The sequence below is a fragment of the Iningainema tapete BLCC-T55 genome, assembly GCF_014698965.1.
GTDB lineage: Bacteria > Cyanobacteriota > Cyanobacteriia > Cyanobacteriales > Nostocaceae > Iningainema > Iningainema tapete.
The window spans coordinates 80881-101625 of record NZ_JACXAE010000118.1; the positions used below are offsets into that span (position 1 = coordinate 80881).

30 protein-coding genes are annotated in these 20745 nt (G+C 43.2%); 23 read left to right on the forward strand and 7 right to left on the reverse strand.

Annotated features, from left to right (window positions below):
- Window positions 1-89: 89 nt before the first annotated feature.
- The 9 genes from nifE to ICL16_RS38685 all read left to right on the forward strand — a co-directional run bounded on the left by nifE (window position 90) and on the right by ICL16_RS38685 (window position 5941).
- Window positions 90-1469 (forward strand): nitrogenase iron-molybdenum cofactor biosynthesis protein NifE, encoded by a 1380-nt coding sequence (gene nifE / locus ICL16_RS38645; protein WP_190836871.1) that lies wholly within the window; start codon window positions 90-92, stop codon window positions 1467-1469.
- Entirely contained in the window at window positions 1469-2761 is a 1293-nt protein-coding gene (gene nifN, locus ICL16_RS38650; RefSeq protein ID WP_190836872.1) for a nitrogenase iron-molybdenum cofactor biosynthesis protein NifN, read from the forward strand. The genes nifE and nifN overlap by 1 nt, the downstream gene beginning before the upstream one ends.
- 101 nt (window positions 2762-2862) lie before the next feature.
- Window positions 2863-3276, forward strand: coding sequence for a nitrogen fixation protein NifX (gene nifX / locus ICL16_RS38655; RefSeq protein ID WP_190836873.1), 414 nt, complete (start codon window positions 2863-2865; stop codon window positions 3274-3276).
- The gene (locus tag ICL16_RS38660; RefSeq protein WP_190836874.1) at window positions 3273-3749 is read left to right on the forward strand and encodes a NifX-associated nitrogen fixation protein; all 477 of its coding nucleotides are present in this window, start codon (window positions 3273-3275) and stop codon (window positions 3747-3749) included. Before nifX ends, ICL16_RS38660 begins: the two co-directional genes overlap by 4 nt.
- A gap of 53 nt (window positions 3750-3802) precedes the next feature.
- Complete coding sequence (locus tag ICL16_RS38665; RefSeq protein WP_190836875.1) at window positions 3803-4024, forward strand: CCE_0567 family metalloprotein; 222 nt, start codon at window positions 3803-3805, stop codon at window positions 4022-4024.
- Complete coding sequence (gene nifW, locus ICL16_RS38670) at window positions 4021-4338, forward strand: nitrogenase-stabilizing/protective protein NifW (RefSeq protein ID WP_190836876.1); 318 nt, start codon at window positions 4021-4023, stop codon at window positions 4336-4338. The genes ICL16_RS38665 and nifW overlap by 4 nt, the downstream gene beginning before the upstream one ends.
- 10 nt (window positions 4339-4348) lie before the next feature.
- Window positions 4349-5149, forward strand: coding sequence for a ThiF family adenylyltransferase (locus tag ICL16_RS38675; RefSeq protein ID WP_190836877.1), 801 nt, complete (start codon window positions 4349-4351; stop codon window positions 5147-5149).
- A 71-nt stretch (window positions 5150-5220) separates the two neighbouring features.
- Entirely contained in the window at window positions 5221-5592 is a 372-nt protein-coding gene (locus ICL16_RS38680; RefSeq protein WP_190836878.1) for a HesB/IscA family protein, read from the forward strand.
- Between the two features lie 49 nt (window positions 5593-5641).
- The gene (locus ICL16_RS38685; protein WP_190836879.1) at window positions 5642-5941 is read left to right on the forward strand and encodes a 2Fe-2S iron-sulfur cluster-binding protein; all 300 of its coding nucleotides are present in this window, start codon (window positions 5642-5644) and stop codon (window positions 5939-5941) included.
- 62 nt (window positions 5942-6003) lie between these two features.
- On the opposite strand, the gene ICL16_RS38690 is transcribed toward ICL16_RS38685, so the two are convergent.
- A complete protein-coding gene (locus ICL16_RS38690) occupies window positions 6004-6699 on the reverse strand; it encodes a DUF4142 domain-containing protein (RefSeq protein WP_190836880.1) in 696 nt (231 codons plus the stop codon).
- A gap of 315 nt (window positions 6700-7014) precedes the next feature.
- On the opposite strand from ICL16_RS38690, the gene ICL16_RS38695 reads away from it, so the two are divergent.
- The 4 genes from ICL16_RS38695 to ICL16_RS38705 all read left to right on the forward strand — a co-directional run bounded on the left by ICL16_RS38695 (window position 7015) and on the right by ICL16_RS38705 (window position 8692).
- Window positions 7015-7476, forward strand: a complete 462-nt coding sequence (locus ICL16_RS38695; protein ID WP_190836881.1) for an ankyrin repeat domain-containing protein — start codon at window positions 7015-7017, stop codon at window positions 7474-7476.
- A complete protein-coding gene (locus ICL16_RS47910; protein ID WP_420485327.1) occupies window positions 7451-7822 on the forward strand; it encodes a nitroreductase family protein in 372 nt (123 codons plus the stop codon). The genes ICL16_RS38695 and ICL16_RS47910 overlap by 26 nt, the downstream gene beginning before the upstream one ends.
- A 247-nt stretch (window positions 7823-8069) precedes the next feature.
- Window positions 8070-8306 (forward strand): nitroreductase family protein, encoded by a 237-nt coding sequence (locus ICL16_RS47915; RefSeq protein ID WP_420485328.1) that lies wholly within the window; start codon window positions 8070-8072, stop codon window positions 8304-8306.
- 17 nt (window positions 8307-8323) lie between these two features.
- On the forward strand, window positions 8324-8692 hold the full coding sequence (locus ICL16_RS38705) for a hypothetical protein (RefSeq protein ID WP_190836882.1): 369 nt from the start codon (window positions 8324-8326) through the stop codon (window positions 8690-8692).
- Window positions 8693-8710: 18 nt separating this feature from the next.
- Here ICL16_RS38705 and ICL16_RS38710 read toward each other — a convergent pair whose 3' ends face one another.
- Both ICL16_RS38710 and ICL16_RS38715 read right to left on the reverse strand, forming a co-directional pair.
- Window positions 8711-9175, reverse strand: coding sequence for a hydrogenase maturation protease (locus tag ICL16_RS38710; RefSeq protein ID WP_190836883.1), 465 nt, complete (start codon window positions 9173-9175; stop codon window positions 8711-8713).
- A gap of 12 nt (window positions 9176-9187) precedes the next feature.
- The gene (locus ICL16_RS38715) at window positions 9188-9721 is read right to left on the reverse strand and encodes an antibiotic biosynthesis monooxygenase (protein ID WP_337907204.1); all 534 of its coding nucleotides are present in this window, start codon (window positions 9719-9721) and stop codon (window positions 9188-9190) included.
- A 161-nt stretch (window positions 9722-9882) separates the two neighbouring features.
- On the opposite strand from ICL16_RS38715, the gene ICL16_RS38720 reads away from it, so the two are divergent.
- Together ICL16_RS38720 and ICL16_RS38725 are read left to right on the forward strand one after the other, a co-directional pair.
- Window positions 9883-10476, forward strand: coding sequence for a TetR/AcrR family transcriptional regulator (locus ICL16_RS38720; RefSeq protein ID WP_190836885.1), 594 nt, complete (start codon window positions 9883-9885; stop codon window positions 10474-10476).
- A gap of 32 nt (window positions 10477-10508) precedes the next feature.
- Window positions 10509-11426, forward strand: coding sequence for a phosphotransferase (locus ICL16_RS38725; RefSeq protein WP_238361140.1), 918 nt, complete (start codon window positions 10509-10511; stop codon window positions 11424-11426).
- A gap of 40 nt (window positions 11427-11466) precedes the next feature.
- Here the strand turns inward: ICL16_RS38725 and ICL16_RS38730 are convergent, their stop codons facing one another.
- Complete coding sequence (locus ICL16_RS38730; RefSeq protein WP_190836886.1) at window positions 11467-12726, reverse strand: RNA polymerase sigma factor; 1260 nt, start codon at window positions 12724-12726, stop codon at window positions 11467-11469.
- 185 nt (window positions 12727-12911) lie between these two features.
- Here ICL16_RS38730 and ICL16_RS38735 point away from each other — a divergent pair, with 185 nt between their 5' ends.
- The 5 genes from ICL16_RS38735 to ICL16_RS38755 all read left to right on the forward strand — a co-directional run bounded on the left by ICL16_RS38735 (window position 12912) and on the right by ICL16_RS38755 (window position 15857).
- Window positions 12912-13265: a YciI family protein gene (locus tag ICL16_RS38735; protein WP_190836887.1), complete on the forward strand. Its 354-nt coding sequence runs from the start codon at window positions 12912-12914 to the stop codon at window positions 13263-13265.
- A gap of 49 nt (window positions 13266-13314) precedes the next feature.
- Entirely contained in the window at window positions 13315-13752 is a 438-nt protein-coding gene (locus tag ICL16_RS38740; protein WP_202895926.1) for a YybH family protein, read from the forward strand.
- Between the two features lie 29 nt (window positions 13753-13781).
- Window positions 13782-14195, forward strand: a complete 414-nt coding sequence (locus ICL16_RS38745) for a VOC family protein (RefSeq protein WP_238361141.1) — start codon at window positions 13782-13784, stop codon at window positions 14193-14195.
- 12 nt (window positions 14196-14207) lie between these two features.
- Window positions 14208-14801, forward strand: coding sequence for a dihydrofolate reductase family protein (locus ICL16_RS38750; RefSeq protein WP_202895927.1), 594 nt, complete (start codon window positions 14208-14210; stop codon window positions 14799-14801).
- Window positions 14802-15242: 441 nt separating this feature from the next.
- Window positions 15243-15857 carry a hypothetical protein gene (locus tag ICL16_RS38755; protein WP_190836888.1) on the forward strand — a complete coding sequence of 205 codons (615 nt, stop codon included), beginning with the start codon at window positions 15243-15245 and terminating at the stop codon, window positions 15855-15857.
- A gap of 81 nt (window positions 15858-15938) precedes the next feature.
- Here the strand turns inward: ICL16_RS38755 and ICL16_RS38760 are convergent, their stop codons facing one another.
- A complete protein-coding gene (locus ICL16_RS38760) occupies window positions 15939-16385 on the reverse strand; it encodes a YybH family protein (RefSeq protein ID WP_190836889.1) in 447 nt (148 codons plus the stop codon).
- Between the two features lie 335 nt (window positions 16386-16720).
- Here ICL16_RS38760 and ICL16_RS38765 point away from each other — a divergent pair, with 335 nt between their 5' ends.
- Entirely contained in the window at window positions 16721-17056 is a 336-nt protein-coding gene (locus ICL16_RS38765) for a hypothetical protein (protein ID WP_190836890.1), read from the forward strand.
- Between the two features lie 59 nt (window positions 17057-17115).
- Window positions 17116-17523, forward strand: a complete 408-nt coding sequence (locus ICL16_RS38770) for a VOC family protein (RefSeq protein WP_190836891.1) — start codon at window positions 17116-17118, stop codon at window positions 17521-17523.
- On the opposite strand, the gene ICL16_RS38775 is transcribed toward ICL16_RS38770, so the two are convergent.
- A complete protein-coding gene (locus tag ICL16_RS38775; protein ID WP_190836892.1) occupies window positions 17508-18410 on the reverse strand; it encodes a LysR family transcriptional regulator in 903 nt (300 codons plus the stop codon). The two genes, ICL16_RS38770 and ICL16_RS38775, sit on opposite strands and share 16 nt — an antisense overlap.
- Window positions 18411-18582: 172 nt before the next feature.
- Here ICL16_RS38775 and ICL16_RS38780 point away from each other — a divergent pair, with 172 nt between their 5' ends.
- Window positions 18583-19713 (forward strand): aldo/keto reductase, encoded by a 1131-nt coding sequence (locus ICL16_RS38780; protein WP_190836893.1) that lies wholly within the window; start codon window positions 18583-18585, stop codon window positions 19711-19713.
- Between the two features lie 16 nt (window positions 19714-19729).
- Here the strand turns inward: ICL16_RS38780 and ICL16_RS38785 are convergent, their stop codons facing one another.
- Complete coding sequence (locus tag ICL16_RS38785) at window positions 19730-20602, reverse strand: helix-turn-helix domain-containing protein (RefSeq protein ID WP_190836894.1); 873 nt, start codon at window positions 20600-20602, stop codon at window positions 19730-19732.
- Window positions 20603-20745: the final 143 nt, after the last annotated feature.

A 20745-nucleotide genomic window follows, 5' to 3' on the forward strand; every position in this document is an offset into this window, starting at 1 on the left:
TAGTTAATGGCAATAAAAACATCCAATTAGCAATTAACAATTAGCAATTAACAATTAACAATTAACAATTAACAATTCCTAACGGAGCTATGAAAATTACCAAAGGTAAAATCAACGAGCTACTCACTGAGCCTGGATGCGAACACAATCAGAACAAACATGGAGACAAGAAAAACAAATCTTGCGCCCAACAACCCAAGCCCGGAGCCGCTCAAGGTGGTTGTGCCTTTGACGGTGCAATGATTGCTCTTGTACCGATTACCGATGCTGCTCATTTAGTTCACGGACCGATCGCCTGCTCTGGTAATTCTTGGGGTAGTCGTGGTAGTCTCTCTTCAGGTCCAATGTTGTACAAGACGGGCTTTACCACAGACTTGAATGAAAATGAAGTCATCTTTGGTGGTGAAAAAAAGCTCTACAAAGCTATTTTGGAAGTAGAATCAAAGCGAAAACCCAGTGCAGTATTTGTCTACTCCACCTGTGTCACCGCCCTGATTGGTGATGATATAGATGCAGTTTGCAAAGCAGCTGCTAAGAAAACAGGAACTCCAGTTATCCCCGTCAATGCTCCTGGATTTATCGGGAGCAAAAACTTTGGCAACCGTCTTGCCGGTGAAGCTTTGCTCGAACACGTTGTCGGTACGGCGGAACCAGAATATACCACACCTTATGATATTAACCTCATCGGTGAGTACAATATTGCTGGTGAAATGTGGAACGTTCTACCGCTACTAGAGAAATTAGGTATCCGAGTACTGGCAAAAATTACTGGTGATGCTCGATACCAAGAAGTCTGCTATGCTCACCGTGCCAAGCTCAACGTGATGATTTGCTCGAAAGCGTTGATTAACATGGCGAGAAAAATGGAGGAAAGCTACGGCATCCCCTATATTGAAGAGTCTTTCTACGGCGTAGAAGATATGAACCGCTGCTTGCGCCACATTGCAGCGAAATTAGGTGATGCGGATTTAATTGAGCGTACAGAAAAGCTGATTGCTGAAGAAACTGCTGCTTTAAATATAGCATTAGACCCCTATCGTGCTAGACTTAAAGGTAAGCGAGTTGTCCTTTATACAGGTGGTGTAAAAAGTTGGTCGATAATTTCAGCCGCTCGTGACTTGGGCATAGAAGTTGTTGCTACCAGTGCTAGAAAAAGTACTGAGGAAGATAAAGCCCGCATTAAGCGATTGCTGGGTAAGGATGGTATTGTTCTAGAACAGGAAAGTCCCAAGGAAATTTTGCGGATCGTTAGCGAAACTAAAGCTGATATGCTGATTGCTGGTGGTCGCAATCAATACACTGCTCTCAAAGCTCGGATTCCTTTCCTTGACATCAACCAAGAACGTCATCATCCCTATGCAGGTTATGCGGGCATGGTGGAGATGGCACGGGAGTTATATGAAGCTCTTTACAGCCCCGTGTGGGAGCAAGTACGCAAGCCAGCACCGTGGGAAGAGGAGGTACGCTAATGGCGATCGTTACAAGTCCGCAAAAATCAGTTGCAGTTAATCCCCTTAAGCAAAGTCAGGCATTGGGTGCAACTTTGGCTTTTTTGGGATTGAAGGGGATAATACCACTAATGCATGGTGCGCAAGGTTGTACTGCCTTTGCTAAGGTGGTATTGGTACGCCATTTCCGTGAGGCGATTCCTCTATCCACTACAGCAATGACAGAAGTCTCGACTATTTTGGGTGGTGAGGAGAATGTTGAACAGGCAATTCTCACGCTGGCGCAACGGTCTAAGCCTGATATTATTGGTCTGTGTACCACTGGTTTGACGGAAACTAGAGGTGACGATATGCAAGGCTTCCTTAAGGATATCCGCAAACGTCACCCAGAATTGGATAGTTTACCGATTGTGTTAGTATCCGCACCAGATTTTAAGGGTTCATTACAGGATGGTTTTGCGGCTGCTGTTGAGAGTATAGTTAGGGAACTTCCCCAACCTGGTGAAACTAAATCACAGCAAGTTACGATTTTAGCTGGTTCTGCTTTTACACCTGGTGATGTGCAGGAGGTAAAAGAAATTGTCACAGCTTTTGGTTTGACGCCGATTTTTGTGCCTGATTTGTCGGTATCACTAGATGGTCACTTAGAGGATACTTATAGTGCTATAACAGCTAGTGGTACAAGTTTGACACAATTGCGAGAAGTTGGTAGTTCTGTGTTTACCTTGGCACTAGGTGAGAGTATGCGTTCTGGTGCACAAGTATTGGAAGAACGGTTTGGCATACCTTACGAGGTGTTTGGTGAATTGACGGGATTAGATCCAACAGACAATTTTTTACAAGCATTAGCCGATCTTAGTGGTAATCAAGTACCGGAAAAATACTGTCGCCAACGCCGTCAATTGCAAGATGCGATGTTGGATACTCATTTTTACTTTGGTTGTAAGCGAGTATCCTTAGCTCTGGAACCAGATTTGCTCTGGGCAACTGTTTATTTCCTGCAATCAATGGGCGCTCAAATTCATGCAGCAGTAACGACGACTCGTTCTTCCGTGTTGGAAAAACTTCCCGTCAAAAATGTGATTATCGGTGATATGGAAGACTTTGAACAGTTTTCGGTAGGATCTGATTTGCTAATTGCTAACTCTCATGGAGTGGCTGTAGCCAAACGACTAAATATTCCACTATATCGCCAGGGTATTCCAATTTTTGATCGCTTAGGTAACGGTCAGTTTACCAAAGTTGGTTATCGCGGAACCATGCAAATGTTATTTGACATTGGCAATTTGTTTCTAGAGCAAGAAGAATCGTAGAGACGTTCCGCCGGAACGTCTGTACATCCGCCGGAACGTCTGTACATCCGCCGGAACGTCTGTACACAATTCCCAATTTTTATCGATGGAAGAGAATAAGAATGAAAATTGCCTTCACAACGACAGACAGAGTTCATATTAATGCTCATTTCGGATGGGCAAAAGAAATTGACGTTTATGAAGTTGCCGATGACGGATATGAGTTTTTAGAAACCCTCAAGTTTGAGGGCGACTTAAAACAAGACGGTAACGAAGATAAAATCACACCAAAACTTGATGCACTGAATGATTGTACCATTGTTTATGTTACAGCAATTGGTGGTAGTGCAGCTGCTCGGTTAATTAAGAAGGGTGTTACTCCAGTTAAAGCGCGATCGGAAGAAGAAGAAATTGCTGATATTCTCACTAAATTAGTAAAAACATTAAAAGGGAATCCTCCGCCTTGGCTGCGTAAAGCTTTGATGCAAAAGACTCAAACCTTTGAAGAAGAACTAGAAGAGGAAACCACAGTATGAGTACAACTGATAGTGTAAACGGAACAGCTACAACCGAAGTCGTAAACTCGCTTTTTCTTAAAGCTATAGTACAACAGATCCGGGGTCAAGATACCTATGGAGTTTACCGAAATTGGTCGGATGAGTTACTATTAAAACCCTTTGTTGTTAGTAAAAAGCAGAAACGTGAAATTTCTATTGAGGGTGAAGTCGATCCAGTAACTCAAGCGCGAATTATGGCATTTTTTCGAGCCGTAGCCGCTCGAATCGAACAGGAAACAGGTTTAATCTCTCAAGTTGTAATTGATTTAAGCCATGAAGGTTTTGGTTGGGCTTTAGTATTCTCTGGTCGTCTATTACTAACTTGCAAAACCTTACGTGATGCTCATCGTTTTGGTTTTGAATCGTTAGAGAAGGTGGCAGAAGAGGGAGAACAGCTAGTACAAAAAGGACTAGATTTAGCACAACGTTTTCCGGAAGTGGGAAAAATCTAACGTAGAGACGCGATATATCGCGTCTCTACAGGAGATGTTATTAGGAGATATTTATGACTCAAGCTGGAGAAAAAACTTCTATTGAAGAGCTACAAGGACAAATAAAACGTCTTAATAGTAAGGCAGGGCAAATGAAAATGGATCTGCACGATTTGGCAGAGGGTTTGCCAACAGATTACGAAAAACTTATGGATGTTGCTGCTGAAACTTATGCAATTTTTTGTCAATTAAACGAGATGAAGCAACAACTTAAAAAAATGGAGCAGGGAAAATGAATAGAGATTTAGATACATTTAAGCAGCTTGTGGATGCAGAGGAGTATTTTGCGTTTTTTCAGCTTCCCTACGACCAAAAGTTTGTAAATGTTAATCGTTTACATATTTTGAAAAAGTTTTCTCAACTTATTCATGAAATTGATGAGAATTATACTGACTTGAGTAAAGAAGATAGGTTAAATAAATATTGTGAGGCGCTACAACAAGCCTATCAGGTATTTTTAGAATCAACACCTCAAGAACAAAAGCTGTTCAAAGTGTTTAACGAGAAGCCGAAAAATGTAGTCACGCTGACAGAACTTACATCTGATTAAGAGGTAAAAAGTGGTAAACCTAACGCCTACCGAGTTGGAACGTTATCGTCGCCAGATGATGCTCCCTAATTTTGGCGAAGTAGCACAGAAACGCCTTAAGTCAGCAACAGTTCTGGTTACAGGTGTGGGAGGATTAGGCGGTACGGCAGCGCTTTACCTAGCAGTAGCGGGCGTTGGGCGGCTGATCCTAGTTCGAGGTGGAGATCTAAGGCTTGATGATATGAATCGTCAGATTCTCATGACAGACGATTGGGTAGGTAAGCCAAGAGTGAAGAAAGCAAAGGAAACTCTGGATGCAATTAATCCTGATGTTCAGATTGAAGCAGTTCACGATTACATTACTCCAGAGAATGTGGACGATTTGGTGCAATCTGCTGACATGGCTCTTGACTGCGCTCACAATTTCACTGAGCGAGATTTGCTTAATGAAGCTTGTGTGCGCTGGCGCAAACCAATGGTGGAAGCAGCTATGGATGGGATGGAGGCTTACCTAACTACAATTATTCCTGGTGTGACTCCTTGTTTGTCTTGCTTGTTTCCAGAAAAACCAGATTGGGATCGGCGCGGATTTTCGGTTCTGGGTGCTGTTTCTGGAACACTGGCTTGTTTGACGGCGTTGGAAGCTATTAAGCTGATCACTGGCTTTAGTCAGCCTTTGTTGTCACAACTGTTGACAATCGATCTTTCACGGATGGAATTTGCTAAGCGTCGTTCTCATCGCGATCGCAATTGCCCAGTATGTGGTAACAATGCGCCCTGGAGGTACTTGCATTCCAACCCGATGGAACCTGCCAGTAATTGCCATTCGTAGTTAATGGCTCATACCATTCTTAACCATTAGCAATCAGCAATTAGCAATATCGCTACAAACCAGGAGATATCATGAGTGTTACTTTAACAGAGAAAGCAGAATTCCGCCTGAGAGCTTTCCTACGTGGCTCTGCTCCCGACAATAATACACCTACAAAAGGTATCCGCGTCTTTGTGAAAGATGGTGGTTGCAGCGGCTATGAATACGCAATGGATGTGACAAGTTCGCCGCAACCAGATGATGTGGTAATCGAGCAAGGTAAGGTGTTGGTTTACGTTGATGCGAAAAGTGCGCCGTTATTAGAGGGCGTTGTCATCGATTTTGTCGAGGGAGTAATGGAAAGCGGGTTTAAGTTTATTAACCCCAATGCGACTGACACCTGTGGTTGCGGAAAGTCTTTCAAAGCGGGGAACTGCACTCCCACTGGTGTGCCTTGCAAATAATCCCTTAATTTTTTTCACTGTGTAACTAACTTTTGAGGAGAACGAGAAAATGGCTGCGTACCAAGTAAGATTAATCAGCAAAAAGGAAAATCTTGATACCACGATTGAAGTTGATGAAGAAACTACCATTCTGGATGCAGCAGAAGAAAATGGTATTGATTTGCCCTTCTCTTGTCATGCTGGTGCTTGTTCTAGCTGTGTTGGTAAGGTAGTTGAAGGTGAAATAGATCAATCTGATCAAACTTTCTTAGATGATGAGCAAGTAGAGAAAGGTTTTGCCTTACTTTGCGTTACATATCCTCGTTCTAATTGCACGATTCGTACTCATCAAGAACCTTATCTCGTTTAAAGTTGTAGAGACGCGCCGAAAGTGCGTCTCTACAGGAATTTTGGGTTTAACAAGAAAAAACGTTAACTTCCTGCTGTCATCTGCTGGGCTTCTTTGAGATGCTTTTGCACCACTGGTGCAATTTTTTTCGCAAAAGCTTTTAACTCAGCGTTTTGTCCCTGTTGGATATAGTCTTGGTACAGAGCTAGAGTGTTGGTATGAGCTTGAACTTGAGCCTGCATATACGCAGAGTCAAACTCTTTACCTTTGAGGCTTGACAGTTGTGTTAACAAAGCTTGGTTTTCTGCACCAACGTCTTTGGGAAGTGTGACACCTCTTTTCTTGGCGATCGGCGCAAGTTGTTTGCTTGAAGTGGTATGCTCTTTAATCATCTGCTGTGCAAAGGCTTTCACCTTTGGATCTTGAGCGCGTTTAAGAGCCTGTTGACTTGTTTGAATCTCAAAATTGTCGCTTTGTGCTGCTCTAGTAATAAATTCTTTGTCTGAAACACTCGACAGCGACGAAGGTGAACCAGTAGTTCCACTGGGTGCAGTAGTGCTACGAGGAGATGGAGTGGTAGTAGTGCTTCCTGGAGTAGTTAAACCACCGGGTGTCACAGGAGTGGTTGTCGGATTTTGGGCAAGAACCGAATTAGAACTAGTGGATAAACCGGAGTTTATGTTAGCTTGTGCTATCCCTGGAACTATCAGGGTACTTAAACCAGCAACTCCGAGAAAGCTGCCTACAAACTTTTTAATTAACTTTGTGTTATTGAACATTTTCACTGTCTATCTATGTGATTGATTATTTGCCAGATGGTTGTGGTTTCTACTTCCTTTATCCCCACAAGGGATCGAGGAGCATTCACCAACGCCTTCTTCAGCAGCGAGCATTCACATCAACTTGTTCTCAAGATTAAATGACGTAGGCTGAAGTAAATTTGTTTCTGCTCAAAGCTAACTATTGTATATTTGTTCAATCTTCTATCATGTTTGGTATTTTCTCTTACATCTAGAGAGAGAGTTTAACTAGATCCCCGACTTCGTAAAAGTTGTTGGGGATCTGGAATTTTTCACGCACTAGGTAACAAAATAATGCAAGATTTAAGTGAAACAACTAGACAATGGCTGATTGCTAACAAGTACAATCCTCAAGATTTAAATCAGCCAGGTGAAAATGGCGATACAGCTGTGATCAAAGCTACTAGAGGTGGTGTTTATACAGTTGTCAAAGAACTAATTGACGCAGGGGCGGATGTGAATGTGATTAATAGCGATCGCAACAATGCTTTATGGTTTGCTTGTTTTGGCAATCACTACGATTTAATTAATTTGTTACTAGCGGCAAACATTAACATTGACAACCAAAACGATAACGGAGCAACTGTTTTAATGTATGCAGCATCTGCCGGGAAAACAGAAGTCGTTAAGTTGTTGTTAAAACACAACCCTAACCTAGAGTTGAAAAACTTAGACGACTATAAAGCTATTGATTTCGCTAGTAATGTAGAAGTTTTAAGAGTACTGAAAAATGCCAGAAAAAACACTAACGGGTAAAGCTTACCATAATACTACAAAGCATTATTACTTATTGATAATGATGAATGGCTTAAAAAGTTATATTTTATCAAAAAATCGTATAAATGGATTCATTTTTTTTGTAAGTTGTGTTTATTATAGGTCTAGTTGGAAATATCAAGAAAGGAGTTTAAGGTACTGCTTTTTAGATAGCGGACATCATCTAGGTACAATTGCCGCTTCAGCTTACGTTCATAACAGAGACATACAACTAGTTTTTGATTTTGATAAACTCGCTCTTAATCAGGATTTAGGTTTTGAGAATAAGGAGTTTATTACTGCTTGTGCGTTTTCTGGATTTCAAGCAAAGAAAACGAGTGTTTGACTTTGACAAGGAACGATTTTTTCACACTATTTGGAATAGACGCTCGATTAGGCGGTTTCAAAAGCAATCTATTTCTGCCGCAGATTATTTCACGATTTTGTAGGAAGTAGAAAAACCAATTCCAACAGAAACTGCTGAGAAGATAGAAATTTACTCTGTTGTCAATCGAGTAGAAGGAATCGCCCCACGATTATATAAAGGAAAGCATTTAGTTAAGGCTGGTGACTTCTCTAAGAGAGTGGGTTACTTGTATGTCAATCAAGCTTTAGCTAGAGATAGTGCTGTCACTTTATTTTTTGTTTCTGAATACAGCAACTACCAAACTGCTGTGCAAATTGCTGGTTTTTTAGGTCATAGAGTTTATCTGTTTAGTAATTATACAAGTATTCATTGTAGCGGTATTGGTGCTTACTATGATGATGAGACTAAGGAATTTTTAGAAACAGATAAAGACGTACTCTATGCTATGGTATTTGGGATTTAATAGGAGAAAATAACCATATGCAACATTACTTTTTACACGATGATGATTTACATCCAAATCAACTAACATCGGCTGACATAATGCTACGTCATCAATTAGAGTATTCGCTGGGCAAATACTTTTATGAAGGTAGCGATCGCACCATCCAAAATCTGTTATCTAATTGTCGGTGGTATGTAAATAGCCATCCCACTGCTTTGACATTAGTAATTGAATGTCCCGATCAAATTACTAACTGGCGTGTCTTACAAAAAATCGTGCCAATGGCGTCATTACTATATCAAGTTGTCAGCAGTGCTAAAATTCGTGTTTGTCCCCCAAATAATCAGGGAATGCCTTTTGAAATGAGGGTAGATGAACTTTCTGTATTCCGAGATATGGCATAATTCAATTTTGGATTAAATCTAAAAGTTCTGAATAATTGTAGTTATTTCTGTAAAAACTAAATTGGCAGAATCTTCGACAACAGGACTTAACTCTAATCCAAAACCAAGATTTTCTGCTTCAATTAAATAAACTATTACTTCTGTGGGAAAGTCATCCTTAAAGATTTTTATCCCAGCAGCTAAAGCATTATCCCAACGAAAATCGTGCAAGTTATAACTAGTTTCTGGTAAAGATTCTAATTCTTTACCAGGAACTTTAAACACAGCACCAGGTTGAGAACCAGTGGAACTTGCATCAATAATAACTAATTTTTCGCTACCTCTTGCCTGAAACATCACTTCCATCCCTGCTGTACCACAGTCAAAAACTTGGACATTCGGATGAGGATGTGCGGCAAGATATTTTTGTAGCCGTTGGGCAATTATTACACCCACAGCGTCATCATTGCGGTTGAGATTACCACACCCAATAATAGTCAGCATGATATTTGATTTCTAAGATTTGGAGTATAACCATTGAGCAAATAACCGCGTCATTCTGGGCATCACTACATAAGTCATAAGAAAAACAAGTATAATGGTGATGACAAAAGTCCGAAGTATCGGATGTGGCAAATATGTAAAAATTGGTGTAAACAGGAAATTAACAATTATCAGTAAGGGAAAAATTGCCAACCAAGTTAAAACTGCCATTTTGTAGCGTGGTGGTGGCGTCATAGTTTTCTTCGCTGGTAAGGTAAACCAAGTTTCTAACCCAGTTAAAATCTGATATTCAGGTTTACCTAATGTCAAACTTTCCAGTTTCTCCATCCACTGTCGTCTTTCATCCGATTCTTCCCACCGTCGCAAATTACTCATGCGATCAAATTTAAACACAATCCGATATTCTTCACTTGGGTTGGCGGGACGAAAAACATTCACACCCAAATGTCCGGGAAATTTCATGGCTACGTCGCAAATTCCCACAATTGCTTGCTCAAATGCTATTTCATAACCTGGTTTTACACGTCGCAATACTGAAACAGTCACCGATGGCGTTGGATGAGTCAATCATAGGTTATCAGTAGTAAAAGAACAGAAAACCTGAATAAGCCTGAAAATCTCATTATATTTCGGTATTCTGATGCTTTTGTTGACTATACGTTCAGTCATACATTAAACTAGCCGTAATGGCGACAACAAATAAAATAATGCCACGCACCCCAGCCGAAAATGATCGCATCCGCCGCGCCACCACAGAACAAATTCTCAAAACGGCATTGAGTTTGTTCTGCTCCAAGGGATATTACTCAACCTCAATTGAGGAGGTTGCCAAGCTTGCGCAGATCTCGAAAGGATTACTATATCATTACTTCAAGGGCAAAGAGGATTTGCTTGCCGCGCTGGTTGATGTCCGCATCAATGATGTTTTGATAGTGATGAATACAGCCACAACAAAACCAACGCCTGCTGAGCAAATCCAGCATATTGCATCCGGAGCGCTAGAGGATGTGCGCCGTCAGCCAGAAGTATTTAGATTTTACCTCAACTTGTTTACCCAACCGAAGTTCGATCCAATTGTGGCGAAATATAGTCAGAAGTTGATGGATGAACAAGCTAGACAGTTTGAAGTGCAGACTCAGATGTTTATCGAGCTTGGTGTCGAAAATCCACGGCAGCGCTCGCTCTACTTTTCCTCCACCCTCCAAGGCATCATGCTGATGTTTTCCACTTATCCAGAAAGCTTTCCGCTGGATGAGGTTAAAGCTCAAGTGATTGCGGAATTTTCTTATACTACAATGTAGTATAAAGAAGCCAGTGATTTTGTTTGTTTTCCATGTATCAAAATTCTACAGACCAAATTCCCATCATGTCAATCAAAGAACTAGATCGTTCTGCGCTCACGAACCGTGCAGTCGCAGCATCAATGGCTGTCGCTTCTGCCCACGGCATTAGTGTTGACGACCCCCATGTGCTGAATAATACTTATTCTCTGCGAGTCCACTTGCGCCCTGCACCAATAGTCGCCCGGATCAGTACTTTCACTCCTATATTGCGATCGCCAATTGAGTCTTGGTTGGCGCGTGAAATCTCTGTCACCGAATTTCTGGCAGCACAAGGCGCTCCTGTAGTTGCACCCAGCGACATTTTACCACCCAATCCACATCATTACGATGGTCTAGTCATGACCTTTTGGCGCTACGTTCAACCCATATCTGATGCTTTGCCAGAATCGGCAATTGTGGGACGAATGCAAGCCGAGTTGCACGCTGTTCTCCAAGATTTCCCAGGGGACTTACCACTTTTAGCACCACCTCTGAATGATATTCCACGAGGGCTAGAGCGGATTGAACGGATTGGCAACATCCTGACTGCAAGCGAACTCACACTACTGCACGAAACTTACGCTCGACTGCTGCCTCAATTAAGTAATCCAGTCGATTCTTTACAACCTCTACATGGAGATGCCCATGCTGCCAATTTAATTCCAACTGCCAAAGGACTGCTGTGGAATGATTTTGAAGACACTTGTATGGGTTCTATTGCCTGGGATTTGATTAATCTTGACGACGAGGGGAGAGCAGCTTATCCGAACGCTCCTGAACCCGCGATGCTAAAATTATACTCCCTAGCGCGACAGCTACACGCGATCATATGGGTATACGCTCATCTACCAGAGTTTCCTGAGTGGATTGAACCAGGCAGAACCTTACTTGATGATTTGGCAGCCGCTACCAAGGGTGATCGCTCTTGAAAATGGGGAATGCTCATGAGCTTATGCGTTAATTGTATCTCTATATAATAGGTTGGACTTCGTGCAACCGACGCTCCAGGAAGCGGCGTTCACTGTCATTGGTGACTAGCGCCAACGCACGGGCGTAAGCTTGAGCAGCGGCAACGGATGCTCCAACGCGCCGCAGCAGATCGGCACGAGCGGCGTGGAACAGGTGATAGCCATCGAGTTCGGTGGCGAGTCTATCCATGAGTGCAAGCGCCGCCTGAGGACTTTCTGCCATCGCGATCGCCACTACCCGATTTAGTGATATGATCGGCGAAGGCTCCAGGCGTTCCAGCAAATCATAGAGCCGAACGATCTGCGCCCAGTCCGTTTCTTCTGCCCGCGCTGCCTGACAATGGAGTGCGGCAATAGCGGCTTGCAGTGCAAACGAACTTGTCTTGCCTCGCAGTGCCTCCTCAACAAGCGGCAGCGCCTCGGCAATTTGCTGCTGATTCCAACGACTACGATCCTGATCTTCAAGCAGAACCAAATCGCCAGTTTCATCTAAACGAGCATCACGCCGCGAGTCGTGTAGCAACATCAGCGCCACCAGCGCTATTACTTCCCCAGGCGGTTGCGGTGCCATCAACATCATGACAAGGCGACCGAGCCGGATCGCTTCAGTACAAAGATCGGCTCTGATCATAGTCTCACCACGGGTTGCAGCATAGCCTTCGTTGAAGATGAGATAGATTACGGACAGCACCGCCGTCACCCGCGCAGGCAGGTCGGTCGTGTCGGGTACTGTGTAGGGAATACCCGCATGGAGGATCTTACGCTTGGCACGCACGAGTCGTTGTGCCATCGTCTCTGTGGATATGAGAAACGCACGGGCAATTTCATCTGTTTCCAGTCCACCTAGCATCCGCAGTGTCAAAGCAACCTGAGCCTCGATCGCCAGTGCTGGGTGACAGCAGGTAAATATCAGTCTGAGTCGCTCGTCGGGAATTTCATCGGTGTCGTAGGTTGGCTCAACGCTTGCCGGAATTAAGCCGGATACTGCGTACCATTCCAGTTTTTCCGTCAGCCGCGTCCGGCGGCGGAGGCGATCAATGGCTTTGTATCGGGCTGTTTTGATGATCCACGCACGAGGGAGATCGGGAACTCCCGTAGACTGCCACTGATTCACGGCGATGGTAAAAGCCTCTTGCGCCGCCTCTTCAGCTACATCGAAATCTCCAACCAGCCGGATCAGTGTGGCAACAATCCGTCCCCACTCAGCGCGATAAACAGAATCGATTGCTTGGCTTACATCTGATTTTACATTTGGAACCATAGCTGAAGATCAAAAATTTTTAGCAAGGTTGTCGATTTGAGCAATTGCCGTTCGACTTAACTTACAAAGGGAAAAATGGAGGCAAACTACAATCGTACCTAAATGATAAAAAATTTTTAGCAAGGTTGTCGATTTGAGCAATTGCCGTTCGACTTACTTACAAAGGGAAAAATGGAGGCAACTGAATGAAATACGTACTGCTGATATACCTGGAGGAAAACGCCCTCTCGCAATCTGAGCGAGAGCATTGCTATGTAGAATCCGCGCAACTCGCGCAGCAACTCAACTCGAAAGGGCAATATCTGGCGACTGCTCCTCTCCACTCTGTCGCGACTGCAACTAGTGTTCGGGTGCGCGATGGTAAGCCGCTTGTGACTGATGGACCTTTTGCTGAAACACGTGAACAATTGGGCGGGTTCTTCCTCATCAATGCGAAGGATTTGGACGAAGCGATCGCGATCGCGGCGAAGATTCCAGGTGCACAAGTCGGCACAGTTGAGATCCGCCCTGTGATTGAAGTTGCAGGCTTGCCACATTAACTTCTACGCTCAACTTTAACCAAACTACAAACCTACAGGAGATATAACAATGACAACCGCAATCACATCCAAAGAAACTCAGATTCGCCAACTAATCGCCGATCAACAACGTGCTATTTGTGCTAAAGATGTTGACCAAATTATGTCCCGATATGCTAACGAGATGATCGTTTTCGATGTCAAACCCCCGTTTCAAACTAAGGGTAAAGAGGCTTGGCGTCAAGTGTGGTCCGAGTGTTTACCCTACTTCCCAGACTCCTTTGAAATGGAAACACGAGACTTGACTATTACCGTGAATGATAACTTGGCAGTTGCTCACTGGCTGTTTCGATTCATAGGGAAGGAAGATCATCCAGCAATGCAGACGTGGATGCGGGTTACAGCTGTCTGCCAAAACAATCAGGGCAACTGGCAAATTCTACACGAACACCTCTCGGTTCCCTTTGAGCCAGAAACGTCTCAAGCCGCTTTCACGCTTAACCCGTAGTCCAATTCCACAAAGCACCCAAGGAGTAGATGATGAAAATTAATCCCTATCTCATGTTTAACGGCAACTGTGAAGCAGCGTTCAAGTTCTATGAGCAATGTCTTGGTGGTAAAATTGTGGCGATGCTCACTCATGGAGATGCGCCCTCGGCAGAACATGTGTCCCCTGAATGGCATGACAAAATTATGCATGTTTGTCTCGATTTGGGCGATCGCCTATTGATGGGATCTGATAGCCCGCCTGGGTATTTTGTAACACCCCAAGGCTTCTACGTGCAAATTAGCATTGACGAGCCTGCAGAAGCAGAACGTGTCTTTCATGCTCTAGCAGAAAACGGGCATGTCAAGATGCCGTTTGAGCAAACCTTTTGGGCATTTCGGTTCGGCATGTTAGTTGATCAATTTGGCACACCTTGGATGCTTAACTGCGAAAAGGCAGCTTGATCAGACAATTTCATGACAAAAGAAAACACGACAATGAGAAAATTAAAACTTCAAGTACAAATGACCGTTGATGGATACATTGCGGGACCAAACGGCGAAATGGACTTTATGGTGTGGAATTGGGACGATGAATTAAAACAATATATCGAAGATATCACTGAACCTGTTGACTGCATTATCCTGGGACGAAAACTTGCCGAAGGGTTCATTCCTCACTGGGCTACCGTGGCTGCAAATCCGGATGACCTGGAGTTTACAACTGGTAAGAAATTTACGGACACACACAAAGTTGTTTTTACCAAAACGCTTGACAATTCAGAATGGGACAATACCATTTTAGCAAAAGGCAATCTGGTTGACGAAATCACTAAACTAAAAGAACTTGACGGTAAAGACATCATCACTTATGGCGGCGCGACCTTTGTATCGTCTCTCATCAAACTTGGACTGATTGACGAGTTTCATTTATTCATTAATCCAACTGCAATTAGTAACGGAATGACAATTTTCCAAGAACTTGACAGCAAACAAAATCTGACATTAGTAAAATCAACATCATTTGACTGCGGGATTGTTGTTCTTAATTATGAGCCGAAACGCGACTAAATATGCGAAAAGCAGAATTTGTCCCTTTGCATGTCGCTATCCACAGGTGCAATTTGTTGAAATGTTTCAATTAAGACATTGCTGAATTAAGAGATGATTCTTGTGGGGTAGGCATCCTGCCTGCCTCCACTTGTGATTGAAGGGTAAATTTTATTAATTTTGCTGTTTTTCAAAACAAATATAGCAATCCTATTTGAGTTACAAACGCAAGTATCAGAAACCCGGTTTCTTAAAAGTTACCGGGTTTCTCGGTGTTCGTGAATTATTTAGGACTGCTATATCTTACGTGAATTTACACAAGTTTTATCAAAAATTTATCTTAGCTCCATTCTTAATATAGGATGATTTGAATATCAACTACATTGCATACGTCAGTATCTTTTTGATTGGAAAAGTACGAATAGCAGTGTAGTAACTTTGTTAAAACTTATAATAACCAAAATGATTTTTAATTCAATTAAAAATTGTCAGAGTACTGTGATTGGAGTAGCACTCCTAATTGTTACAACAGTCGCATCACCAGTTCAAGCAATCACATTCGTTACTGATAGGACTGCATTATCAAGTAACGACCAAGTTGATTGGTCTAGTTTGGGTAAAGTGTTCAATCCTTTTTCTCCTAACTTAGCTGCTTTTTTACCTAACTCATTTTCAGCACAATCTTCTCTTGGTTTGTCCGTAAATGTAAATATTCCACAAATACAGTCACCTGAAATTACTCCGCCATTTGTCTTTCAAACCTCGTTTCCACCTAATGGCATTCCGACCAACTTTTCTAATAACGATTTTCTCCTGTTTACAGGATTTGCACCAGGTCCTGATCCAGCGATCGGCAACCCAGGACCTATAACCATTACTTTTGCTCAGCCTGTTTTAGGTGCTGGTACTCAAATAGCTGTGGACGATACTCCACAGTTCACAGCATTTATTTCAGCATTTGATAACGCCAATAATCTCTTAGGGACATTTTCCACTCCTGGAACTTCCTCACTAGCGTTGGATAATTCAGCCGTCTTCCTTGGCGTACTTAATGATACCCCTAACATCTCAGAGTAAGGCGATCGCGATTCGGTGCATTATATTCGCGACTGCAACGGGCGATCGCTCATCCCACAAATTCTGACCACATCTAAAGTGCTAAGGCTTGAGGTCAAACAAAGCTTTGTTAGTTTCTACATCGACAGGCACTGAAACATGCTCGTGGACTACCATCCACTTGCCGTCAATCTTACGGTAGCAAACGGTCGCACGCATCCAGTTATCGATTTCCTCGCCATTTGTCGTCGTTCCACTCATCCGGTTGAGGCTGTGGCTGAAAGCAACGTCCGAACCAATAGTAACACTCAAGTCACGAATCTCGAAGCCAATCGAACCTTGGAAATAGGGGAAACACCCTTCCCAGAGTTTTCTATACGCGGAAGCTCCTTTATGTTCCAGTGGAGGCAGGATGTCGAACAACAAGCTATCTGGAGCGTAGTGCGACATTAACCCATCAATATCCTTGGCGCGTACTGCCTTTACCCAATCATCTACTAATTGCCGGATTTGTGCTTCATCAGTCGTTTTGTGATTTTCAGTTACCATAATTTCCTCCTGTGTTCAAGTAAATGCTTTTACGCTCACGGATAAATTATTTATGAACTTTGCACGACATTTGTTTGACGCTTTGATCGCCCGTGAATAACACTTTAATAGAACAAGTGTACTATAACATGGTGGCAACTCGATTGCTCTGTCCACTAAAACAAATGCACACATTTCTTAATATTCTCTTGTAAGTTGGTAAATGGTGATTCGCTGTAACGGAGCGATCGCGAATATGTGCCGCTCAAACTTTTAAAGCGCGTGTTACGTGAGAAGATTTACATAGCGCCATAATATAGCCTTTAAGTTAATCTAACTGTGAAATCAAACTTTATATGAATTCACTTAACTCCACAACTCAGTTCAAGAAGTTGTTTGTTGTCGTCATAATCTTTAGTATCATTTGTTTCAACATTATCCCAGTATTAGCTCAGACTAATCCCCGTCCGAGTATCTTTAACGAACCGCCGTACAATCGTTCCCGTAATTATCGACCAAAGTATAAACCAAAGCGTAAACCAAATACTCGAATAAAAAAACCAGAGCGTAGTTTTCGCGCTCGTAAACCATCTAATCACCGAGCGCCCATTTATATACCAGGAAAGTTACCAACATATGAATTTCGCGCTCCTGTCCCTAGTTACAAAAATGACAAGGTTTATGGTTCATGAAAAACATTGTACTAATTTGCTAAAATTGAGCAGCAGCCAGTTGTGTACAAAGCAAATCGATGTCAGATATTAAATTTGGCGCAGCCGTGATCTATGTACCAGAAGGTGCAAAGGATGTCCTCGATTTCTACTCACGAGCGTTTGGACTGAGTATACTCTCCTACGATCCAACCTATGATTTTGGCGAACTTGATACAGGTGAATCAAAGATCGCCATTGCATCTCATGTTGCAGGAGAATTCATGGTTGGTGAAAAGTATCCACAGTCTGGCAATGTTCGTCCTGTAAATGTGGAAATTGCGTTGCTCACCTCAGATGTTCCTGCCGCATTCGTGCGTGCTGTCAATGCAGGATGTACACCTCTTTGCGAACCCAAAACGATGCCGTGGGGGCAAACAGTTGCATACGTCACTAGTATCGAAGGTACCCTTGTCGGTTTATTGACACCTCCTCAAGAACAGGAGTAATCATGAATAGATTTGATTGTGTTGAACACCTTAATAAATTCGTGTACAACGGGTGAAGACTCATTCTGTCGCCATGCTAAAGCTAGTTTTAGCATCAGAAAATTTTCGATTAAAGGTCGGTAAACTACGCCTTTTGCATTGAGGTTTTGCATGTCACCCAGAACAAATGTAATTCCAACGCCAGCCGCCGCCAACCCCAAGCGAGTTTGAGCTAATTCAGCCTCCTGCACAATATTGGGCACAAACCCAGCTTGCTCACAACATTTGATTAAATTAGCATAGAGTACAGGTGCCAGCGATCGCGGATAAAAAATTAGAGGTTCTTTTGCCAAAGACTGAAGCGCGATCTGTTTCTGTCGAGCCAGCCAATGGGAAGTGGGCAGTGCGGCGATGTAAACTTCTTCAAATAATGGATGGATAGAGAGAGACGGTTCGCGGATAGGAAGGTACACAAAGCCCACATCAATTTGGTGAGTGCGGAGTGCTTCAACCTGAGCTTCCGTTCCACGACTGGTAAGAATCAATTCGACTTGTGGATAACGCTCTCGGTAAGTTCTGACGATTTCTGGCGCAAGGCTAAACAGTGTCGTTTCCGTGAAGCCAATCCTTAGTTTGCCAATTTCTCCATCCGCCACCTGTCTTGTAACTTGGATGCCGAATTCTACCTCATGCAGAATTCGGTGTGCAGTTTCGAGGAATTTTTGTCCGGCGATAGTCAATCTCACCCAATGTTTCGTCCGCTCAAGCAGTTGAATCTCTAAACTGTCTTCTAGTGCTTGAATTTGTTTGCTGAGTGCAGGTTGACTCAGGTGCAATGACTCAGCCGCTCGACCAAAGTGCAGTTCGGAAGCCACCGTAATGAAATATTTGAGTTGGCGGAGTTCCATGTGAGTAATCTGATAATAACTTAAAGTTATTACACCATAGCAAATCAGAAATAACAACTCCCTACTTTGCTTTTAGTATGAACTTGAGCAGTTAACGATTCTTATCAGCCGACAATTGTTAGACACAAATATAAAAATCTCAATCTTAATGTCAATTGTAGGAGGTACTGTGATGAACACCGATCATTCTCATCCAACAACTGAGCGATCGCTTTCTCGTCGAACTACACTTCGACTGATGGGACTGAGTGCAGCCAGCGCTGTAATTCCCTCAGTTCTTAATGAATGTGGAACTGGACAAGCACAAGGGCAAGCATCATCGTCTGCGCTCAACCAATCGTCATCAGATCTGATTACAAAAGAAATTCCGCGCACCAAAGAGAGAGTGCCTGCGATCGGGTTAGGAACTTTTCTCACCTTCGATGTGCTGTCTAATCAGCCACGCGATAACATTAAGCAAGTTATGCGCCGCTTTTGGAATGCCGGAGGGCGAATGATTGATGTTTCACCACTCTATGGCATGTCAGAGGTGAATGTGGGTGAGTTTGCCAGAGCGCTTGGCATAACTAACAATCTGTTCATTGCAAATAAGATTTGGGCAACGGGTGAGTACTTGGGAGATAGAAGTCAGGCACAGCAGCAGTATGAACAGTCTTTGCAACGGTTGTTGCGCGATCGCCTGAATTTGTTGCAGGTGCATACCTTGGTGAATGTTGATATCATTCTGCCTTTGATCAAGGAATGGAAGCAGGCAGGCAAAATCCGTTATGTTGGAGTTACGCACCACGAAATGCCGTTGTATTCTCCAGCAATGCTTAAGTGGATCGAGGAAGGCGATTTGGACTTTGTACAAATCCGTTACTCAATTCTAGAACGGGGAGCCGAAGAGAGAATTCTGCCTGCGGCGGCGGAGCGAGGAACTGCCGTGTTGGCAAATATGCCCTTTGAGAAAGCACGCCTCTTCCAATTGGTTCAAAGTCAACAGCTTCCTGATTTTGCTCGCGAGATTGGCTGCGAAAACTGGGCACAGTTTTTCCTCAAATATGTAATCTCTCATCCTGCTGTTACTGCGGCTATTCCCGCAACCACGAATCCCGATCACGTTGCTCAGAATATGGGGGCACTCAAAACAGCGCTTCCTGATCGTGCGATGCGTGCCCGGATGGTGAAGTATATGGAAAGTCTTCCGGGTTTTGACAAACTCGCACAAACGCCTCCCTATCCAGGTAAGCAATTTACTGGACTGGTTAGCCTGCCTGGGTTAGCTGCGACAAAAAATGCGAGAAGCGCCACAAGTATTTGATCTCAATAGGTAATGTTCACTTTGCTCGGTATGCTTTCGGTGTCATGCCTGTAAGCTGTCGAAACTGTTTACTCAGATGGCTGTGGCTGTTGAAGCCACATAATTCGGCAATGTTCATAATTGGTTGATCGGTTTGTTTCAACAACTGCTTTGCCCGTTCTACCCTTTGTTGAAGTAGGTATTGGTAGGGAGCAGTGCCGATCGCCTGTTTGAACAGATGGCTAAAATGAAATTGACTCATCCCTAACAAAGCAGCCAAATCTGCAAGTTTAATATCTTGATTCAGATGTTCATTGATGTACTCTATGACTTGCAGAAGTTGACGCTCTCTTAAACCACCCTCGTAAATGGGAAGATGAGGTTTGGCTACAGCGTATTGTCGAAGTAAATGCACTATCAGTATATTTCTTAGTGACTTGATGTATATTTTGCCACCTAAACTGTTTTGTTGAAGTTCCTTGAGCAGCATCATGCCAATCGCCTCTATCTGGCGATCGCGCGTCCGAAATTCTGGAAGTAATTCTAGTTTTTCGGGATTTATGGCGATCGTTTCTTGCGCAACGCTCTGGATAAACCGAGACTTAATCCGAATCTGCAAGTAGCTATCATCACTATCCCAACGAGCAAAAAGAGGCACATTAGCAGGCATTATAGAAATATCGCCTTGAGCATACAGTCCTACGTAAGTTTTGCCTCCTCTGATTTGCAGCAAGCGTACTGGACGGGATGCAAGAGACAGACAAATCGTGTGTTCATCGCTATGATAACACCTTGCTTCGCCCGGAGGATGTTGGAATTGCTCGACCAGAATATTTTCCCAACCTTGATTTTGACTAGACAAAATGGGCAAATGGGTCGGTTCAATTTGATGGATGGCTTTTGGCTTCATGATACACCCAATGTGTCTAGTTCAGATTGTATTCATTCTTGCATAATTTCTATCAAGCATTCTGAAAATTGATCGCAAGATTTTGATAGTTACACAGGAATCAGATAGTTGGATATGAATCGTTTACCTAAGCTGGAATAGTG

What these genes read in the sequence shown, in the direction of transcription:
- nifE (WP_190836871.1), top strand. Translation starts at nt 90, where the DNA reads ATGAAAATTACCAAAGGTAAAATCAACGAGCTACTCACTGAGCCTGGA.
- nifN (WP_190836872.1), top strand. Translation starts at nt 1,469, where the DNA reads ATGGCGATCGTTACAAGTCCGCAAAAATCAGTTGCAGTTAATCCCCTT.
- nifX (WP_190836873.1), top strand. Translation starts at nt 2,863, where the DNA reads ATGAAAATTGCCTTCACAACGACAGACAGAGTTCATATTAATGCTCAT.
- ICL16_RS38660 (WP_190836874.1), top strand. Translation starts at nt 3,273, where the DNA reads ATGAGTACAACTGATAGTGTAAACGGAACAGCTACAACCGAAGTCGTA.
- ICL16_RS38665 (WP_190836875.1), top strand. Translation starts at nt 3,803, where the DNA reads ATGACTCAAGCTGGAGAAAAAACTTCTATTGAAGAGCTACAAGGACAA.
- nifW (WP_190836876.1), top strand. Translation starts at nt 4,021, where the DNA reads ATGAATAGAGATTTAGATACATTTAAGCAGCTTGTGGATGCAGAGGAG.
- ICL16_RS38680 (WP_190836878.1), top strand. Translation starts at nt 5,221, where the DNA reads ATGAGTGTTACTTTAACAGAGAAAGCAGAATTCCGCCTGAGAGCTTTC.
- ICL16_RS38685 (WP_190836879.1), top strand. Translation starts at nt 5,642, where the DNA reads ATGGCTGCGTACCAAGTAAGATTAATCAGCAAAAAGGAAAATCTTGAT.
- ICL16_RS38690 (WP_190836880.1), bottom strand. Translation starts at nt 6,699, where the DNA reads ATGTTCAATAACACAAAGTTAATTAAAAAGTTTGTAGGCAGCTTTCTC.
- ICL16_RS38695 (WP_190836881.1), top strand. Translation starts at nt 7,015, where the DNA reads ATGCAAGATTTAAGTGAAACAACTAGACAATGGCTGATTGCTAACAAG.
- ICL16_RS47910 (WP_420485327.1), top strand. Translation starts at nt 7,451, where the DNA reads ATGCCAGAAAAAACACTAACGGGTAAAGCTTACCATAATACTACAAAG.
- ICL16_RS38705 (WP_190836882.1), top strand. Translation starts at nt 8,324, where the DNA reads ATGCAACATTACTTTTTACACGATGATGATTTACATCCAAATCAACTA.
- ICL16_RS38710 (WP_190836883.1), bottom strand. Translation starts at nt 9,175, where the DNA reads ATGCTGACTATTATTGGGTGTGGTAATCTCAACCGCAATGATGACGCT.
- ICL16_RS38720 (WP_190836885.1), top strand. Translation starts at nt 9,883, where the DNA reads ATGCCACGCACCCCAGCCGAAAATGATCGCATCCGCCGCGCCACCACA.
- ICL16_RS38725 (WP_238361140.1), top strand. Translation starts at nt 10,509, where the DNA reads ATGTATCAAAATTCTACAGACCAAATTCCCATCATGTCAATCAAAGAA.
- ICL16_RS38730 (WP_190836886.1), bottom strand. Translation starts at nt 12,726, where the DNA reads ATGGTTCCAAATGTAAAATCAGATGTAAGCCAAGCAATCGATTCTGTT.
- ICL16_RS38735 (WP_190836887.1), top strand. Translation starts at nt 12,912, where the DNA reads ATGAAATACGTACTGCTGATATACCTGGAGGAAAACGCCCTCTCGCAA.
- ICL16_RS38740 (WP_202895926.1), top strand. Translation starts at nt 13,315, where the DNA reads ATGACAACCGCAATCACATCCAAAGAAACTCAGATTCGCCAACTAATC.
- ICL16_RS38745 (WP_238361141.1), top strand. Translation starts at nt 13,782, where the DNA reads ATGATGAAAATTAATCCCTATCTCATGTTTAACGGCAACTGTGAAGCA.
- ICL16_RS38750 (WP_202895927.1), top strand. Translation starts at nt 14,208, where the DNA reads ATGACAAAAGAAAACACGACAATGAGAAAATTAAAACTTCAAGTACAA.
- ICL16_RS38755 (WP_190836888.1), top strand. Translation starts at nt 15,243, where the DNA reads ATGATTTTTAATTCAATTAAAAATTGTCAGAGTACTGTGATTGGAGTA.
- ICL16_RS38760 (WP_190836889.1), bottom strand. Translation starts at nt 16,385, where the DNA reads ATGGTAACTGAAAATCACAAAACGACTGATGAAGCACAAATCCGGCAA.
- ICL16_RS38765 (WP_190836890.1), top strand. Translation starts at nt 16,721, where the DNA reads ATGAATTCACTTAACTCCACAACTCAGTTCAAGAAGTTGTTTGTTGTC.
- ICL16_RS38770 (WP_190836891.1), top strand. Translation starts at nt 17,116, where the DNA reads ATGTCAGATATTAAATTTGGCGCAGCCGTGATCTATGTACCAGAAGGT.
- ICL16_RS38775 (WP_190836892.1), bottom strand. Translation starts at nt 18,410, where the DNA reads ATGGAACTCCGCCAACTCAAATATTTCATTACGGTGGCTTCCGAACTG.
- ICL16_RS38780 (WP_190836893.1), top strand. Translation starts at nt 18,583, where the DNA reads ATGAACACCGATCATTCTCATCCAACAACTGAGCGATCGCTTTCTCGT.
- ICL16_RS38785 (WP_190836894.1), bottom strand. Translation starts at nt 20,602, where the DNA reads ATGAAGCCAAAAGCCATCCATCAAATTGAACCGACCCATTTGCCCATT.